Raw genomic sequence first — 16,115 nt, 5'->3', positions numbered from 1 at the left:
TGGACAGCTCGGAGCATGCGTCGCGGCAGGGTGAGAGATCGGCGCGGATCCGACAATCACCCGGGTGAAAGCACCGATCGCGGGGGAACCGACGTTGAGGGCGGTGTGACCGTGCGGCATGCTTGCCCCATGCGCGGCACAGATCCCGCGGGCGGCCGGGCCCGGGGGCGCGAGAACCAGGCCATGCCCCGGCTGCGCCTCCGGGGACGAGGCCGCGAGATCGTGGCTGTCCGCGAGGCCTTGGATACGGTGCATGGCGGACGAGGCGCCTGCGTCGTGGTGGAGGGCGCGCCCGGCGTCGGCAAGAGCCGACTGCTCGCGGAGATGGACGAGATGGCGCGGCGGTTCGGGTTCGATGTGGTGTCCGTACGGGCCGACGAACTCGACCAGTTCGCAGCAGGAGCCGCCCTGCAGTCCGCCCTGCAGTCCTCCGATGGTTCCGACCGAACCGCCGCAGCCACCGACGACCAGCGACTCTGGCTGCTGGACAACATCACGGATGCCCTGGAGAACCGGGCCCAGCGCGCCCCGGTGGCCGTGCTCGTGGACGACGCGCAGTGGGCGGATCCGGCTACGCTCTTCGTGCTCCGTACCCTGCCCGGACGACTGGCCGCCTCGCGGATCCTGTGGGTGCTGGCAGTACGGTCGGAGACCGAGCGGCCGACCGTGGCCAGGGTGCGGGAGGACCTCGAACGCCTCGGAGCCCGATGGTTGCCCCTCGGCCCCCTGCCGCAGCAGGAGCTGCAGCGCATCGCGGCCGATCTGCTCGGGGCGAGGCCGTCACCCGGTCTGGCCGGACTGCTGCGAGGCGTCGCGGGCAATCCGTTCCTGGCGACTCAACTGGTGCGCGCATTCGTCGACACGGATGCCATCACAGTGGCTGCGGGCGTAGCGAACCTTCGGCAGCACGGCATCCCCGTCGGTTTTCGGCTGAGCGTCGCCGCGCGTCTGGACCGGCTCCCGGAGGATGCCGTGCGCCTGCTCCAGGTCGGGTCCGTCCTCGGCCGCGAATTCGACCTCGGCACGGCCGCCCGAATGCTCGGCAGGCAGGTCGGCAGCCTGCTGTCGGGCGTCGAGGCCGCCCTGAACGCCGGTCTGCTCTCGGCCGACGGCCCTCGACTCGCCTTCCGCCACGACCTCATTCGGCAGGCCGTCCACGACAACCTGCCTCTGGCCGTACGGACCGCTCTGCACCGGGAGGCGGCCGACAGTCTGCGCCGCACCGGGGCACGATCGGCGGAGATAGCCTGGCACGTCGTCATGTCGGGCGGCCCGGTCGACGACGAGGCCGTGACCACGCTGCACACCGCAGTACGGGAACTGTCGTCGACCGCCCCCGACGCGGCTGCGGACTTCGCTCAGCGGATCGCCGGCCTCCTGCCGCCGCACGACCGGCGTCGAATCACCCTGCTGACCGACGCAGCCGAGTACCTCGGCCGAACCCGCCGGGTTCACGAGGCGCTCGATCTGGTCGCCGCCACCCTGTCGCACGGTCCTGAGCCGCTGCAGGAGGCTTGCCTGCGCCTGGTGGCCGCCGAGATTCATCAGGCCGCGGGCGACGACGACGCCGCGATGACCCACCTCCAGCAGGCCCTGGACCTCGCCGCGCTACCGCCCTACCTGCGCGTCCGGCTGCTGAAGACCAAGGCGACGGGCCACGTGTACCTCGGGGACATCACCGCTGCCGAGCAGACCGACACCGGGCTGGTCGAGGCCGCCTACCGCAGCGGCGATCCGGCCCTCGTCGTCAGCGCCGAGGTTTTCCAGTCGCAGACGTTCTTCTACCGCGGGCGCCTTGCCCGCGCCCTCGAACTTGCCGAGGAGGCCACCCGACGCACCGGCACGGAGTCCGCCGCGCTCTACCTGCGCCCCCCGCGGATTCCGGCGCTGTGGCTGGCCACGGTGCTGACCGCCACCGACCGGCTCGCGGACACCGGGCGGATTCTGCGGGAGGGACAGCGCGAAGCGGAGGCGCTGGGCCTTGGCTGGTCACTTCCCCATTGGCATGCAGCCCGTGCCTGCGCACTACTCGAACAAGGAGCGCTGGACGACGCGGCCGTGGAGGCCGATGCCAGTCTGACGGTGGCGGACGAACTCGAGTTCACTCAACCGAATCCCCAGGCCCGCTCCATACTGGCACTGGTGGAGATCAGACGCGGTGACCTCGCCAAGGCCCGGGACCATCTCCGCGCCGCCGAAGCCGGTTCCGGCACGACCGCACAACGGTACGGCCTGTGGGTGTCGCTCGCGCGGGCCTGCCTGGCGGACGCGGAGGGCCGGCATGCCACAGCGGCAGAGGCACTCACGGGCAGCTTCGGGGAGCAGGAGCCGACGCGGCTGCTTGCACTGCCGCCGTCCCACTGGCCCGGAATCGTGCGCATCGCTCTGCGCGGCGAGGGCCCGTCCGTTGCGCAGGCAGTATTCGGCGCACTGCGCAGCCTGACCGCGCAGGACGACAGCCAGCAGATCATCGGTGCGGTCCGCGCCCACGTGGACGGCCTGCTCCACAGCGACCCCCGTGCACTGGCGTCCGCCATCACCGGTTACCGGGATACCGGCAGGCCGCTGGTCCTGGCCGCGGCCTGCGAGGACCTCGGCGAGCTCATGGCCACATCGGCCGATACGACGCCAGCGATCCGGTACTTCGAAGAAGCGGGTCAGCTGGCGTCGGCCTCAGGAGCCCTGCGCGATCACGAACGGATCAGGCAGCGCCTTCGGCAGCTCGGCGTGCGCACCAGCGCCCCACGTCACCACACGACCGGCCTCCCGGAGTGGAGGAACCTGACCGGATCCGAGCGGAAACTGATCCCGCTCGTCGTGGAAGGCCTCACCAACCGGGCCATCGCCGACCGGCTCTACGTGTCCGTGCACACCGTCAACACGCACATGAAGCACATCTTCACCAAGCTCGGTATCAACACACGAGTCGAACTGACCCGGCTGGCGATCGAACGGGGTGGTATCGCCGACAGGGCGGACTGAGCGGTGCCCCGACCCGGCAGGGCACGGCGGCAAGGATCCCTTGAATGGGCGATGCCTGGCTCCGGCCGTACGGGTGATGCTGGTCGCGACGGCGTGGCCACCGGCACGGCACCCGTCCTTCATCAGGAAGTGACCGCCTCATGAGAACCATGCGCGCAGTACGCGCACACCAACACAAAGGCCCTGAACGGCTGATCCGCCAGGCCGCTCCGCGCCCTGAGCCAGGGTCCGGCGATGTCGTCGGCATGGTACGGATCGCCTTCTCGTTCGCCGTACAGCTCGCCGCCTCGCCGGGCGAGGTGACGTCCATGTCAGCATCGCGGCACCGAACGACCTCGGCGCGACCCGGCAACACGCCCCACAACCGTAGTGTTCTCCGTCGTCGAACCTGCCCGCGACAGACTCGACTCCATCAGCGAGTTGACCACGAGCGGACGGCTGAGCCCGGAGACCGGCAGGGCCGTTCCCCTCGCACGGACCCGCGCCGCGGACGTGGCGCGGGAGATGCAACACCGGCATGGCAGGTCGTCATCCATGTCGCGGACGGATAGTCAACAGCGGCCCATGACGGTCCGGCCCGGTGCGCACACGGGCCCGGAACACCGATACCGCGGCCAACTCCGCGCCACCGTGGCCGTGAGCGCGGCCCCGCACGGATACACCCTGGCACTGTGGACCGCCACAGCGGTGACGTCGTCCGATCGGGGTGCCCCCGGGGCGGCCGAAGTCCTGGCGTTCCTCACCGGTGCGACACTCACCTTCGTCGCGTTGAGTGCCCTCGCCTACAGCGGCGCCCCCATGGCACCGGACAGGTCCGCCGCCAACACGCGGCCATGGGCCGCCTTCCATCTGCCCATGGCGGCTCTCGCCGCACTGGTCAGCCTGTTACTCGCACGATGTTGTTCAGGGCCGCTGCTGTGGGGGCTCGTCGGGACAACTACGACCGCCGTCTACCTGCTGGGTGTCAGCGCCCAGTTCCTCTGCTTTGCAGTTCGCCGAGTCACCGAGAAGCCACAGACACTTCCCCCTGAGAGGTTCACCATGTCTCCAGTGCTCGACCCCGCAGCCCAGGATCTTCTGTTCCGGGAGGCACGGACCGCCAACACCTTCACCGACGAGCCAGTGACGGATGACCAGATCGAGGCCATTTACGACCTGGTCAAATACGGCCCCACCTCGATGAACCAGCAGCCGCTGCGTATCGTTCTGGTCCGTTCCGCCGAGGCGCGCGAGCGCCTGCTCGAGCACATGTCCGAGGCCAACCGCAAAAAGACCGCCGCCGCCCCGCTCGTCGCCATCCTCGCCGCGGACAATGAGTTCCACGAGGAACTGCCCATCCAGTTCCCGCACTTCCCACAGGCCAAGGATCTCTTCGCCGAGCGTGCGGTCCGTGAGCGGTCCGCGAAACTCAACGCGCTCATCCAGGTCGGTTACTTCATCATCGGCGTCCGCGCCGCCGGCCTGGCCGCAGGCCCGATGACCGGCTTCGACGCCGAGGGCATCGACAAGGAGTTCTTCGGCGATGGCGAGCACGCGGTTCTCGCCGTCGTCAACATCGGCAGGCCGGGCGAGAATGCGTGGTTCACACGCTCCCCCCGTCTGGCGTACGAGCAAGTGGTCAGTACCGTCTGATCGAGGGGTGATGGCCGCCCGGCGGGCCACTCTCCGTCAGTGCCTCCTCGCCGACCGGCACGATCGACGCCCCGGAGCGGTGTCCATCGTGCCGGTCTCAGCCAGGCCGCTGTGTTCGAGGCGCAAGACGCCGAGGGGGCGCGTTCGGCGTAGGGCACGGTCTGCAGCGGCGACAGGTCGTTCAGATCGCTGTCCTCGTCGGGGAGCAAAGGGGGGAGCATTAGACGGCGAATGAGGTGACCTCTGGCCATGGCTGCCGAGAGTACGCGCAGAAGTTAGATGAGCGTACGGTGCAGATCCGGCGGATCCACGCCGAGCCTGTCGGGATCTACGGCTCCTCGCGGTGCACGCTGCTCTCAAGCGCGACGGGTGGCGGCGGGCCGCAAGCGGGTCGAGCAACGGATGCGCGAGGCCGAGCCGGTGGGGGTGAACCCGCGTCGCAAGGACTTCACGCGCCACGACCCGAAGGCCACCCTGGCCGGACCTGGCCCAGCGCGCCCCTGCGCCACCCGGGCCGAGGCGAACCTCGCGCCCTTCGAGCACATCGACGGCTTCTGAGGGCTGTCCCGCAATCCCTGGCGGGCGCACGACGACAGCTACGGCACCTCGCCGCATTGCCGGAACGCCCGAGAGGACGTCCCTCCGCCTTGCGATGCACCGAATCTGACGCCGCGCGCTGATCCACCAGGGATTACGGGACAGCCTTTGGCCGGCGCATCCGGCAACGGCTCGGCTGGCTCAGCCCATCGAATTCGAGGAGAAGCAGCCCTTTGATGAAACGGCTGAACGAGCGAACCTGACCCCCCTTCCAACACGTACTGACCAGGTGATCAGCATCCGTCGCACAGCAGGGGCTCTCACTTGGAGGTACGGCGATGGCATGGTCACGGAGACCCACATCACACAGCCCTTGGCGTCACACCTTGCCGGGCTGCCCGGTCTTCGCTGTGTACCTGCGACTGGGTTAGGAGTTCCCATGGAATCGCGTCTCGACTACTACAGCAGTCCCCTCGCGGCCAAGGTGCTGAAGCACCTCGTCTCGGCCAGCAAAGTGTTGGCGGACTCGACGCTGCCGGACACCATTCAACATCTGGTGGAGATCCGGGCCAGCCAGGTCAACGGCTGCGGCTTCTGCACCGACATGCACACCAAGGAGGCCACCCACGCCGGGGAGACCTCGGTGCGACTCAACCTGATCGCCGCCTGGCGCGAAGCAACGGTCTTCACCGAGGCCGAGCGCGCCGCACTGGAGCTGACCGAACAGGGCACCCGGATCGCTGACGCAGCCGGTGGGGTCACCGACACAGCCTGGGCGAACGCCGCCAAGCACTTCGATGAGGACCAGCTCGTCGCACTGATGTCTCTCATCGCCATCATCAACAGCTACAACCGCATCAACATCATCAACCAGCAGCCCGCCGGCAGCTACCGGGTCGGCCAGTTCGGCTGAGCCACGGCGTACGCGTCCGGCCGAACATGAACGGTTCGGCCGGACGCGTACGATCCCTCACCGCGTTCACCCTGGCCTATGGTGGCGAGGCTGATGTCGAACAGCCCACATGAATGGGGGGTCTACTCCGCACCCAACTTCGGTGGGGAGCAACACGGCGTCCCTGCACATTGTTATTCGGTGGTTCTTTTTAGTTGGCCCGTCAAGTCAGTGATCAATTAAGTGGAGTCATGATCGACTCGCCCACCTACCGCTGCGCTCTGGGCACTGTTTCGCGGATCATGTTCGGAGCCAGATGACGAGGGCTGCGGGTGTGACGATGCCGAGACAGATCTAGGCGCGTTTCTCGTAGCGGGTGGCGACGGCCCGGAAGACTTTGAGGCAGTTGATGGCGCGTTCGACGGTGTTGCATTTCTCGTAGCATTCGCTGTCGAAACCGGCGGGCCGGCCGCCTCGAGAACCTCGATTCTGCCAGTGTCTGCGCGGGTCGAGACGTTCTGGGATGGGTGTCGGATCCCGCATCTTCGCAGGTAAAGGCGGTACATACGGGATGTATAGGCGTGTCTGCCAGGACAACATCAGGCCGGTAGCGAGGCCGTAGCCGTGTCACAAACGGGGAGGGCGGCTGGTCAATCCTGTGAAAGATCTATGTACGGAGAAACATATGAGCTCAGAGTACGCACACCTACCTCCTGGCGTTGAGTTGATCACGATCCGGCCGGACGCGGCGGCACTGATCCCAGCTGGCGCCGAGGCCAGGCGCATCCGAGTCGCCCTTCCACCCGGTGAACCCGGCACGCCTCCGCACCGCTACCCTGGGCCGATCTTCGGTTTCGTGGCCGAGGGCGAGATCCTCTTCGAGCTGGAGGGGCAACCGCCCCGGGTAGTCAAGGTCGGCGACGCTCTTTTCGAGCCCAGGGCGACGTAATTCACTACCAGGGCCCCAACAACCTTCCGGACGCGCAGTCCCAGCTGATATTGACCATGCTCGCGCCTCCGGGTGCCCCGGTTCTGACCCTGGTCAGCCCGGAGGAGCTGGCCGAACGACGGCATCTACAGGTTTCTCAGCCATAAGGCTGGTCATGGCAACGTGACCCGGCAGCCAGGCCACACCACTGACAGCCCGCGGGACCTGCGTGAAGTGGTCACTACCCGCGCGCGCCTATTTTCGCCGTTGTGCTCGGGGAGCGGACATTGCTTCCTGAGCCCGGGCGCACCTGACCCACGAAACCGTCGCTCAGTGGCTCGCGCGGCGGTAACTCATTGGGTGACATCCGACGCCCCGCGCATTTCCTACCGGCCGCCAACAGCACGTCGCTCGCGCCTGGCAGCCGCCCCAGATCATGACAGAAAGGCCGCCATGAGTAATCCGGCACAACCCACTGAGTCCAGTGCGACGAGTGAGCTCGATCAGCTATACGACCGTGACACCGAGGAGACGGCCGAATGGCAGGCGTCTCTCGACGCTGTCGTGAGGAACGCCGGGCCTGAGCGGGCGGTATACCTGATGCGACGTGTGCACGAGCACGCCGCGAGGTCGGGGGTGAGCCTGCCCGGGCTGCTGTCGTCGGACTACATCAACTCGATTCCGTCGTCGTCACAGCCCGCCTTCGACGGTGACGTGGCCATGGAGTCCCGGATCACGGCTCTGAACAGGTGGAACGCAGCCGCGATGGTGACGCGCGGTTCGCACGACGGTCTCGGTGGCCACATCTCCACCTATGCTTCCGCGGCATGGCTCTATGAGATCGGATTCAACCACTTTTTCAAGGGCAAGGAGGGCGACGGCTCGGGCGACCAGCTGTACGTCCAGGGGCATGCTTCGCCTGGCATCTATGCCCGTGTCTTTCTCGAAGGACGCCTCAGTGAGGCGCAGTTGGATGCCTTTCGGCGGGAGGCTACCGGTCACGGTCTGCCGTCATACCCCCATCCGCGGCGTCTGCCGTGGCTTTGGGAGTTCCCGACTGTGTCCATGGGGCTGGGGCCGCTCGGCGCCATCTACCAGGCGCGCTTCAACCGCTACCTGCATGCGCGAGGCATCAAGGACACCTCCGCGTCGCGGGTGTGGGCATTCCTCGGGGACGGGGAGATGGACGAGCCTGAGTCGATGGCCGCCCTGGCGCTCGCTGCCCGCGAGGGCCTCGACAACCTGACCTTTGTCGTCAACTGCAACCTGCAGCGTCTGGACGGCCCCGTACGGTCGAACTCCAAGATCGTGCAGGAGCTTGAGACCCGGTTCCGCGGTGCTGGCTGGAATGTTGTGAAGACGCTCTGGGGCGAGGCTTGGGACCCGGTGCTACGGCAGGACACCACCGGCGCACTCGTCCATCGCCTCGGGGAAGTTCCCGACGCCCAGATGCAGACGCTCGCCGCGCGGGACGCCGCCTACATCCGCAAAAGCTTCTTCACCGGCGACGCTCTCTCCGGCATCGCGGCCGGGCTGAGCGATGTTCAGCTCACTGACCTGTTCGAGAACTCCCGTGGCGGGCACGAACCTCTCAAGGTCTACGCCGCCTACCGGGCTGCCACAGAGCACCGGGGCTCGCCCACCGTAATCCTCGCCCAAACGGTCAAGGGCCACACTCTGGGGCCGGACTTCGAGTCGCGCAACGCAAACCATCAGATGAAGAAGCTGAGCATGGAGCAGTTCCGCCAGATGCGGGACCTGCTGGAACTCCCCATCCCCGACAGCTCGTTGAGCGGCGACCTCGTGCCGTTCTGGCACCCCGGTGAGAGCTCGCCAGAGGTGCAATACATGCGCAATCGCCGGGCGGCTCTGGGAGGCCCCGCCCCGGTGCGCAAGGTGGTAGCAAAGCCGTTGAATAAGCCTCCTGCCCGCCCCTTCGAGGCGCTGGAGAAGGGCTTCGGCAACCAGGAGGTGGCCACCACCACGGCTCTCGTCCGCCTGGTCAAGGACCTGATACGCGACAAGGAGACGGGTCAGCGTTGGGTGCCGATCATTCCCGACGAAGCCCGGACTTTCGGTCTGGAGTCTCTCTTCCCAACAGCCGGGATCTACTCCCCGGACGGACAGAACTACGACCCGGTCGACGCGGACCAGCTACTGCACTACAAGGAGTCCAAGAGCGGTCAGCTCATCGACGAAGGCATCACCGAAGCCGGTTCGATGGCCGAATTCACCGCTGCGGCAACGTCATACGCCACACATGGCGAGCCCATGATCCCGTTCTACATCTTCTACGCGATGTTCGGATTCCAGCGGACCGGTGACCAGTTCTGGGCGCTTGCGGACCAGATGGGACGAGGATTCGTCATCGGGGCTACGGCCGGCCGAACGACGATGACCGGCGAGGGCTTGCAGCACGCCGATGGGCACTCTCACCTACTGGCTTCCACAAATCCGGCAGCGATCAGCTACGACCCGGCCTTCGCCTACGAGATCGCGGTCATCGTCCGGGATGGGCTACGGCGCATGTACGGCGACCAGCCTGAGAACGTGTTCTACTACCTGACGGTCTACAACGAGCCGAAGCTGCAGCCCCGCATGCCTTCCGGACCCTTCATCGAGGAGGGAATCAGGCGGGGCATCTATCGGTTCCGGCAGGCGGACGCCAGCGCTGCCGGACCGCGGATCCAACTGCTGAGTTCCGGCACCGCGATCCACTGGGCGCTCGAGGCCCAGGAGCTACTGCGGACACATTGGAATGTGCACGCTGACGTCTGGTCGGTGACGTCGTGGACCGAGCTGCGCCGTGACGCGCTGGAAGCAGACCGGGAACGGCTTCGCGGCGAGGAGCGCATCCCGTACGTGACCAGCGCGCTGGCGGAGGCGCAGGGGCCGGTCCTCGCGGTCAGCGACTGGATGCGGCAGGTACCCGACCAGATCAGCCAGTGGGTCGAGCAGGATTACTCCTCGCTGGGAACGGATGGATTCGGTCTGTCGGACGCCCGAGATGCTGTACGCCGCTACTTCCGCGTGGACGCCGAGTCCATCGTGGTGGCCGCCCTGGACCAGCTGGCCCGTGCCGGCGAGGTCGCCCCGGAGAGGGTGGCGCAGGCCCGCGTCCGTTACCACTGGCAGGGATGAACCAAGCCTGCGGCAATCACGCCCACCCGGAACCGGGAGTTTGCCGACACCCTGCGGAGTTTTAAGGAGTGACCGATACTTATGGCTGTTGATGTAACCCTGCCTCCCCTCGGCGAGAGCGTGACCGAGGGAACCGTCACCCGGTGGCTCAAGCAAGTGGGCGAGGCGGTCGAGGCCGATGAGCCCCTGCTCGAGGTATCCACCGACAAGGTGGATACCGAGATTCCCTCTCCCGTTTCAGGCGTATTGATGTCCATCATGGTGGCCGAGGACGACACCGCAGAGATCGGAGCGACACTCGCCGTCATCGGCGCCCCGGATGCTGTGCCGGTGGAGACAACTCCCCCGGGAGCGGAACCGCCTGCAGCAGTTGCACCTGTCGCCGAGCAGCCTGTGGCTCCGGCTGCCCCGGTAGCGCCTGTTCCGGCTGCGCCCGCTCCGGAAGCCGCACCAGCGCCTGCACCGACTCCCGCTCCCGCGCCGGAGTCCAAACCTTCCGCCCTTTCTCCCGCCGTGCCCCCTGCCTCCGTCCCGGCCGAGCTGTCGACGCTGCGAGGCCAGACGGTCGCGATGACGCGAATCCGCAAGTTCATTGGCGAGAGTCTGAGGATGGCACTGCTCGAACAGGCTCAACTCACCAGCGTGGTGGAGGTCGATGTCACCAACCTCAGCCGGCTGCTGGACCGGTCCAGTGAGGACTTCGTGGCGAGGGAAGGCATCAAGCTCTCCCCCATGCCCTTCTTCGTCAAAGCGGCCACCCAGGCGTTGAAGGCCCACCCTGTCATCAATGCTCGAATCAACGAGGGCGAAGGCACCATCACCTACTTCGACGAAAGGAACGTCGGTATCGCGGTTGACACCGAAAGGGGACTGACGACACCAGTCATCAAGGCCGCGGGGGACTTGAACATCGCCGGTATCGCGCGGGCGACTTTCGAACTGGCCGACAAGGCCCGGCGCGGCGGCCTCAGTCCGGACGAGGTGTCAGGCGCGACGTTCACCATCTCCGACACCGGTTCACGCGGCGCCCTGTTCGACACGGTCATCGTGCCGCCCGGCCACGCTGCCATCTTGGGCGTCGGTGCCACGGTCAAGCGGCCGGCAGTCGTCGAAGCTGACGGGGGCAGCGTCGTCGGCATTCGCGACGTGGTGCATTTGACGCTGTCCTACGACCACCGCCTGGTGGATGGAGCAGACGCCGCCAGGTATCTGACCGCCGTCAAGGCGATCCTGGAGACCGCTGCATTCGCCGGCGATCTGTCCCCGGGTGCAAATTCCTGAGCTGGCGAGTTCGAAGGCTGCGGTAGCTCCTCATCAGTATCGGATGTCCGACTGTGTCGGCCCGCCATCCACGCGGAGGGCGGGCCGAAAATCTCGTCTGCGTGGCAGCCGGACACGAACGCTGTACAGACAGCCGACGGGTCCGCACCATGCCAGTGACTCCGCGTCCTGGCCGACGACGATCGCAACTCGTCAGAACTTCGCGTCGTCACGCCCGTTGCACCCAGTCAGTCGCTGAGAGCGGAGACCGAGCGCCGACGAGTCCGAGCCTCTATCGGCAAGCAGTGGTGCTCGGTCCCGGGAGTCGCCACGGCTCTATGCCGGCATGCGAAGGGGCATCGCGAGCCAGAAGCGCCGTCGCGGTGTCGGCCGACATCGTGGAGGCACCAGCCTCGCCATCAAGAAACTGCTGAAGATCTCCCGAACCGCCTTCTACGCCCGCCGAACCGGAGAGCCCGGTCCGCGGGCGGTCCGTGATGCCGAACTGACCAATCAGATCGCCACGGTCCACCAGCACTCGCGCGGCACCTACGGAGCCCCGCGCATCCACGCAGCCCAGCAACACAAAGGTTCCGGCTGCGGCCGCCGCAGGGTCGCCAAGCTGATGCGGGCGGCCGGCCTGCAAGGCCGCCATCGCAGAGGCGGCACCTGAGCACGATCCGCGAGCCGCCTACCGACCCGACCTTGTCCTTCGGGACTTCACCCCCGATATCACGGCGACCGACACCAACTGGTGCGGCGACAACACATACATTCCGACCGCAGAGGGCTGGCCTACCTGGCCACCGTCATCGACATCGCCTCCCGCCGCGTGGTCAGCTGGGCGACCGCCGATCACCCGCGGACACCGCGTCCTGCTGGGCGCGGGCCAGGACCGCGATGGCTTGGGCCAGTTCGGAATCACGCTGCAACTGCCGATGGGCCGAGGCGCCGGTCCGCAACACGTTGGCCAGGACCATGGCGTCCAGGTGGCCAGATTTACGGCGGGCGACCGCCCAGCGGTCGCGGTAGCGGGCGGCGGATGCAATGCATCGCAAAGCGGAGGGCAGCACGGAGCTGAGTGCCAGCTCTCAATCTTCATGCGACACACCGAGGTCGTGACGCATACCGGTTCTCATGGTGCGGAGCATGTCCCGGACCTCGTACTGGGCCTGAGCCGCGGTCTCCGTCGTTTCGCCTGGTCCGGGGGCACCGCCTTCGGGGCACTTGACCTGGCCGTAGACCTTGTTCAGGGCTTGGTTGACGACACTCGCTCGCATGAGTACTTCTTCGGGGGCGATCATCTGTGCTTCGGAGTATCGATCACGGTGCGCGTTCTTGCTTCGTCGAGTGCGTCGCTGTCGGTGTCCTCCGCGCCGCGTTCCCTCATGACGTGCAGGTGGCGGTTGTCGACGTTCTGCTCCCAGGTCCGCATCAAGCTCAGGGAATGCGACCTCATAGTCATCAAGGGAATCCGTACTCGTTGTGCTGCGGCGCGCCTGACGCCGTCCGCTCCCCATGCGGGCCGGCCCAACATCACGACGCCGTGGCGCGTCGCCACGCCACGGCGTCTCAAAGTCTTGGCGAATCGGCCGCACCCAGGTGAGGTGTCACCTGGGTGCGGCCGAGCCGAATCAGCAGGTGGCGTTCAGACCGGCCCAGTCGGCGCGGTCGTTGTAGCCGCCGTCGCCGCCGTCGCCGACCACCAGGTCGAGCACGCGGACGCCGGTCAGGTCGATGTCGGCCTGGCGGGTGTCGTCGCGGGTCAGCACACCGCTGTCGAACAGCACCCGGCCGTCACCGATCACCTGGAAGGTCGACGTGCCGCCGTCCGGGCCGACGTTGCGCACCGCATCGTCGATGCCGACGGTCGCGGTCAGCCGGCTGCACTTGTCGCCGAGGTAGTAGCGGACCTCGGAGGGCGAGGCGACCCCGATACCGGTCGGGTGGACCTGGCCGAGCATGCTGATCGGTGACGAGCCACCGACGCTCAGGTCGACCGTCGGGCTCATCCACCCGCTGGTGGCACTGATCCACTTGTGGTGCGACAGTACGACCTCGCCGTCCGGCGCTGCCGGTGCGACGACTACCGCCGTGGCCGTCTCCTGCCGCAGGCGTCCCTTGCCGATCACCTTGTACGACGTCTTGCCGGTCAGCGCGGTGCTGCCCGGCGCGGCCGTGGCCGGCAGGGTCACCGTGAAGGCGAAGGTCGTGGAATGGTTGGAGCGCAGCAGCTTCGGCGCTTTGCCGAGCGGACGGGCCGTCCAGCCGGCGGGCACCGTCAGCTCGACCTGCGGCGCGAAGACCGGCTGCGCACCGTCGTTACGGACGGCGACCTCGACCCGGGCCTGGTCGCCGCCGGCGACCAGCGGGGCGGCCCCGGCCGGCACCGCGTCGCCACCGACCTGCGTCACCTGCGGCAGGCCGGCGACGACGTGCGGAACACCGGGCTTGCCCGTGGCCGGGCGGACCCGGAACAGCGCCGCGCCGTGGGCCGGGACAGCGGCACTGATGGTGCCGGCGCTCTCGGTGACCTGGTTGGTCCAGGCGTTCTTCAGGGTGAACCGATCCCCGGACAGCCCGACCGACGACGCCTTCGTGGTCAGGGTCGCCGGGCTGTCGCCCCGGTTCAGCAGCATCACGGCACGGTCACCGTTGGCCAGCCGCTTCACCCAGGTCTCCGTCGTACCGGCGGGGCCGACGCGGACGGCCTGGATGCCGGCGGTGTCCTGGTTGATCGCGAGTACATCGGGGTCCGCGAGAATGCTGAGCGAGGTCTGGCTGAGCTTACGGACGTCGCTGCCGATCAGCAGCGGCGCGGCCGCCACCGACCAGAGCGTCATCTGGGTACGGAACTCCTCGTCGGTCATCCCCAGCTCAGGTCCCAGGTAGTCCGGGTCGTTGAAGTGCCCCGGCCCGGCGGCCTCTGGGTGCCGCGCGTTCGCGTCGTAGTTCCGCAACACGTCCTTGAACTTGATCTCGCCGACGAAACCCACATCCGTGTACGTCCGCCAGGACTGCGCGATGGCCGGCGCGTAGGTCCAGGAGTGCGTCGACTGCTGCTCATCCGGGTAGTTGCCCCAGTCCGGGGAGGTCACCGGGTTGCAGAGGTTGAAGATCATGGGTCGCCCGCTGGCGTTGTTCCGCAACGCCTGCGCGAACTCGGTGTAGACGGTCTTCGGGTCGAGGTCCGCGGCGATCCCGCAGAGGTAGTCCACCTTGACCGCGTCGAACTCCCAGGCGGCGAACTGGTCCGCGTCGCGCTGATAGTAGCCGTGGCTGCCGAGTCCGCACTTGCCCGGGATGTACGGGCCGGCGTCGGTGTAGATGCCGGCCTTCAGGCCCTTGGCATGGATGTAGTCGACCAGCGGCTTCAGCCCGTTCGGAAATTGGTCGGGGTTGGCCACCAGGTCGCCGGCCGAGCTGCGTGGGGTCGGCGCCGCCCAATTGCCGTCGATCCAGACGTACTGGTAGCCGGCGTCACGCAGACCGCTGCTGACCAGGAAGTCGGCTACTGACTTGACCTCTGCCTCGGTCGGATCGCCACCCAGCGCGTAGTAGGTGTTCCAGCCCATGTACGGCGTCGGGCTCAGCACCTGCTGAGGTGCTGGCGCCGCGACGGCGACAGTGCCGGCCGCCGGCCCGGCGTGGGCGGGTGCTGCCACGACCAGCAAGCCGGTCAGGAGGGCGAGGAGGACGGTGATATGTCGTTTCACATCGGATCCTTCGATCAGGCGTGCCGACCCGTCCTGGTCGTGTGTCTGAGGTACCGCACCCTCGTGGAGGGTGCGGCGGTCGGCCTTCGGACCAGTCAATGCCCGCGCGCCTGCGGTCGGTTTCCAGGATCTTGCAGCGGTTACCGGCGCGTGTCAATAATAATTCCTAAATTACGAGTTACTAGTAGAGCTTCGTCAGGTACCCAAACTGCCGCCAGCCGGGTAGCGCGTGAACTTGTATCAGATGTGACACCTGAGGAGATGAGCGAGATCCGTCCTCGCTGCCGACGACTCCGCCACCGCCGTGATGGACCATGGCAGCGCACGGCACGGCGACCACCTCTACGATGCGGCCTGGCTCCTCTACCGGTGGCCGTGGTAGCCGAGTCCGTGTGACGTGGCTGGGTCCGGACAGGTTCAACGGTTGCGGCAGCTGGATGGAGCGGCGCCGTCAGTAGACGTGAAGCCCGCGTTCGTCCAGCACGGTCTGCACCTTCGTAAAGTAGTTTCGGTAGGTGCCACTGGAGGAGGAGTCGCACACGGTCTCGCTGGTGCCGCCAGAGAGAAGGCCCAGGGCTGTTGTTCCGTTGAGCGCCGGGCCTCCGCTGTCGCCGCCCAGAGCGCAGACGTTCGACCCGAACATGCCGTACAGAGTCTTGCCTTCGATACTGACGGTCACACTCGCTTTGGTGATGTTGCCCGTCGTGTCCTGACCGTTGACCCCGATCCGGTCGATGCTTTCCTGCTCCATCGGGTAGCGGGAATTATCGATCTGGTGGTACTCACCACCCCAATAACGGAGGGTCCCGAGCGGGTTGATGTCGGAGCCGTCTGCTGCCTGATGTGTCGTCACCTGATGCCGTGGCGTTGGGTAGACACTCCCATGCCGGTCGCACCGAGCCCGCCATCGCCGCCGCCAGCGATCGCCCGGCCGCGAACACCATGGCTCCCTGACCTGGACGATGAACCTTGCCGCGCGGTCCTGTCGGTTCAGGAGGGGCGCACTTTCTACGTGCAGGCTATCGGG

At 67.1% G+C, this 16,115-nt stretch carries 12 protein-coding genes and 1 pseudogene; 8 read left to right on the top strand and 5 right to left on the bottom strand.

Annotation, left to right across the window (positions count from 1 at the left end; genetic code table 11):
- Positions 1 to 129 precede the first annotated feature (129 nt).
- The 8 genes from OG963_RS42415 (at position 130) to OG963_RS42380 (ending at position 12,045) form a co-directional block, all read left to right on the top strand.
- On the top strand, positions 130 to 2,982 hold the full coding sequence (locus OG963_RS42415) for a helix-turn-helix transcriptional regulator (RefSeq protein ID WP_371800204.1): 2,853 nt from the start codon (positions 130 to 132) through the stop codon (positions 2,980 to 2,982).
- A 1,041-nt stretch (positions 2,983 to 4,023) separates the two neighbouring features.
- On the top strand, positions 4,024 to 4,614 hold the full coding sequence (locus OG963_RS42410) for a malonic semialdehyde reductase (protein ID WP_319740578.1): 591 nt from the start codon (positions 4,024 to 4,026) through the stop codon (positions 4,612 to 4,614).
- 402 nt (positions 4,615 to 5,016) lie between these two features.
- Positions 5,017 to 5,172, top strand: a complete 156-nt coding sequence (locus tag OG963_RS42405; RefSeq protein WP_319740566.1) for a hypothetical protein — start codon at positions 5,017 to 5,019, stop codon at positions 5,170 to 5,172.
- Positions 5,173 to 5,590: 418 nt separating this feature from the next.
- A complete protein-coding gene (locus OG963_RS42400) occupies positions 5,591 to 6,064 on the top strand; it encodes a carboxymuconolactone decarboxylase family protein (protein WP_319740488.1) in 474 nt (157 codons plus the stop codon).
- Between the two features lie 664 nt (positions 6,065 to 6,728).
- The gene (locus tag OG963_RS42395) at positions 6,729 to 6,992 is read left to right on the top strand and encodes a cupin domain-containing protein (RefSeq protein WP_371800203.1); all 264 of its coding nucleotides are present in this window, start codon (positions 6,729 to 6,731) and stop codon (positions 6,990 to 6,992) included.
- 432 nt (positions 6,993 to 7,424) lie between these two features.
- On the top strand, positions 7,425 to 10,112 hold the full coding sequence (aceE, locus tag OG963_RS42390) for a pyruvate dehydrogenase (acetyl-transferring), homodimeric type (protein WP_319740577.1): 2,688 nt from the start codon (positions 7,425 to 7,427) through the stop codon (positions 10,110 to 10,112).
- A gap of 81 nt (positions 10,113 to 10,193) precedes the next feature.
- A complete protein-coding gene (locus OG963_RS42385; protein ID WP_371800202.1) occupies positions 10,194 to 11,393 on the top strand; it encodes a 2-oxo acid dehydrogenase subunit E2 in 1,200 nt (399 codons plus the stop codon).
- Positions 11,394 to 11,718: 325 nt separating this feature from the next.
- Positions 11,719 to 12,045, top strand: coding sequence for an IS3 family transposase (locus OG963_RS42380; RefSeq protein WP_319740563.1), 327 nt, complete (start codon positions 11,719 to 11,721; stop codon positions 12,043 to 12,045).
- Between the two features lie 193 nt (positions 12,046 to 12,238).
- On the opposite strand, the pseudogene OG963_RS42375 reads toward OG963_RS42380, so the two are convergent.
- The 5 genes and pseudogenes from OG963_RS42375 to OG963_RS42355 all read right to left on the bottom strand — a co-directional run.
- Positions 12,239 to 12,415 (bottom strand): annotated as a pseudogene (locus OG963_RS42375) (IS110 family transposase); the annotation flags it as partial.
- 48 nt (positions 12,416 to 12,463) lie between these two features.
- Positions 12,464 to 12,652, bottom strand: a complete 189-nt coding sequence (locus OG963_RS42370) for a hypothetical protein (protein ID WP_319740562.1) — start codon at positions 12,650 to 12,652, stop codon at positions 12,464 to 12,466.
- Positions 12,653 to 12,672: 20 nt separating this feature from the next.
- Positions 12,673 to 12,807 (bottom strand): hypothetical protein, encoded by a 135-nt coding sequence (locus OG963_RS42365; RefSeq protein WP_319740561.1) that lies wholly within the window; start codon positions 12,805 to 12,807, stop codon positions 12,673 to 12,675.
- Between the two features lie 199 nt (positions 12,808 to 13,006).
- Positions 13,007 to 15,088 (bottom strand): NPCBM/NEW2 domain-containing protein, encoded by a 2,082-nt coding sequence (locus tag OG963_RS42360; protein ID WP_371800201.1) that lies wholly within the window; start codon positions 15,086 to 15,088, stop codon positions 13,007 to 13,009.
- Positions 15,089 to 15,539: 451 nt separating this feature from the next.
- Positions 15,540 to 15,941: a S1 family peptidase gene (locus OG963_RS42355; RefSeq protein ID WP_371800200.1), complete on the bottom strand. Its 402-nt coding sequence runs from the start codon at positions 15,939 to 15,941 to the stop codon at positions 15,540 to 15,542.
- Positions 15,942 to 16,115 lie beyond the last annotated feature (174 nt).

Origin of the sequence: Streptomyces sp. NBC_01707, from assembly GCF_041438805.1 — a bacterium.
In the GTDB taxonomy this organism is placed as follows: Bacteria; Actinomycetota; Actinomycetes; order Streptomycetales; family Streptomycetaceae; genus Streptomyces.
The sequence above is the reverse complement of the archived record's forward strand: the minus strand, read 5'-3'. Positions and strand labels throughout refer to the sequence as shown.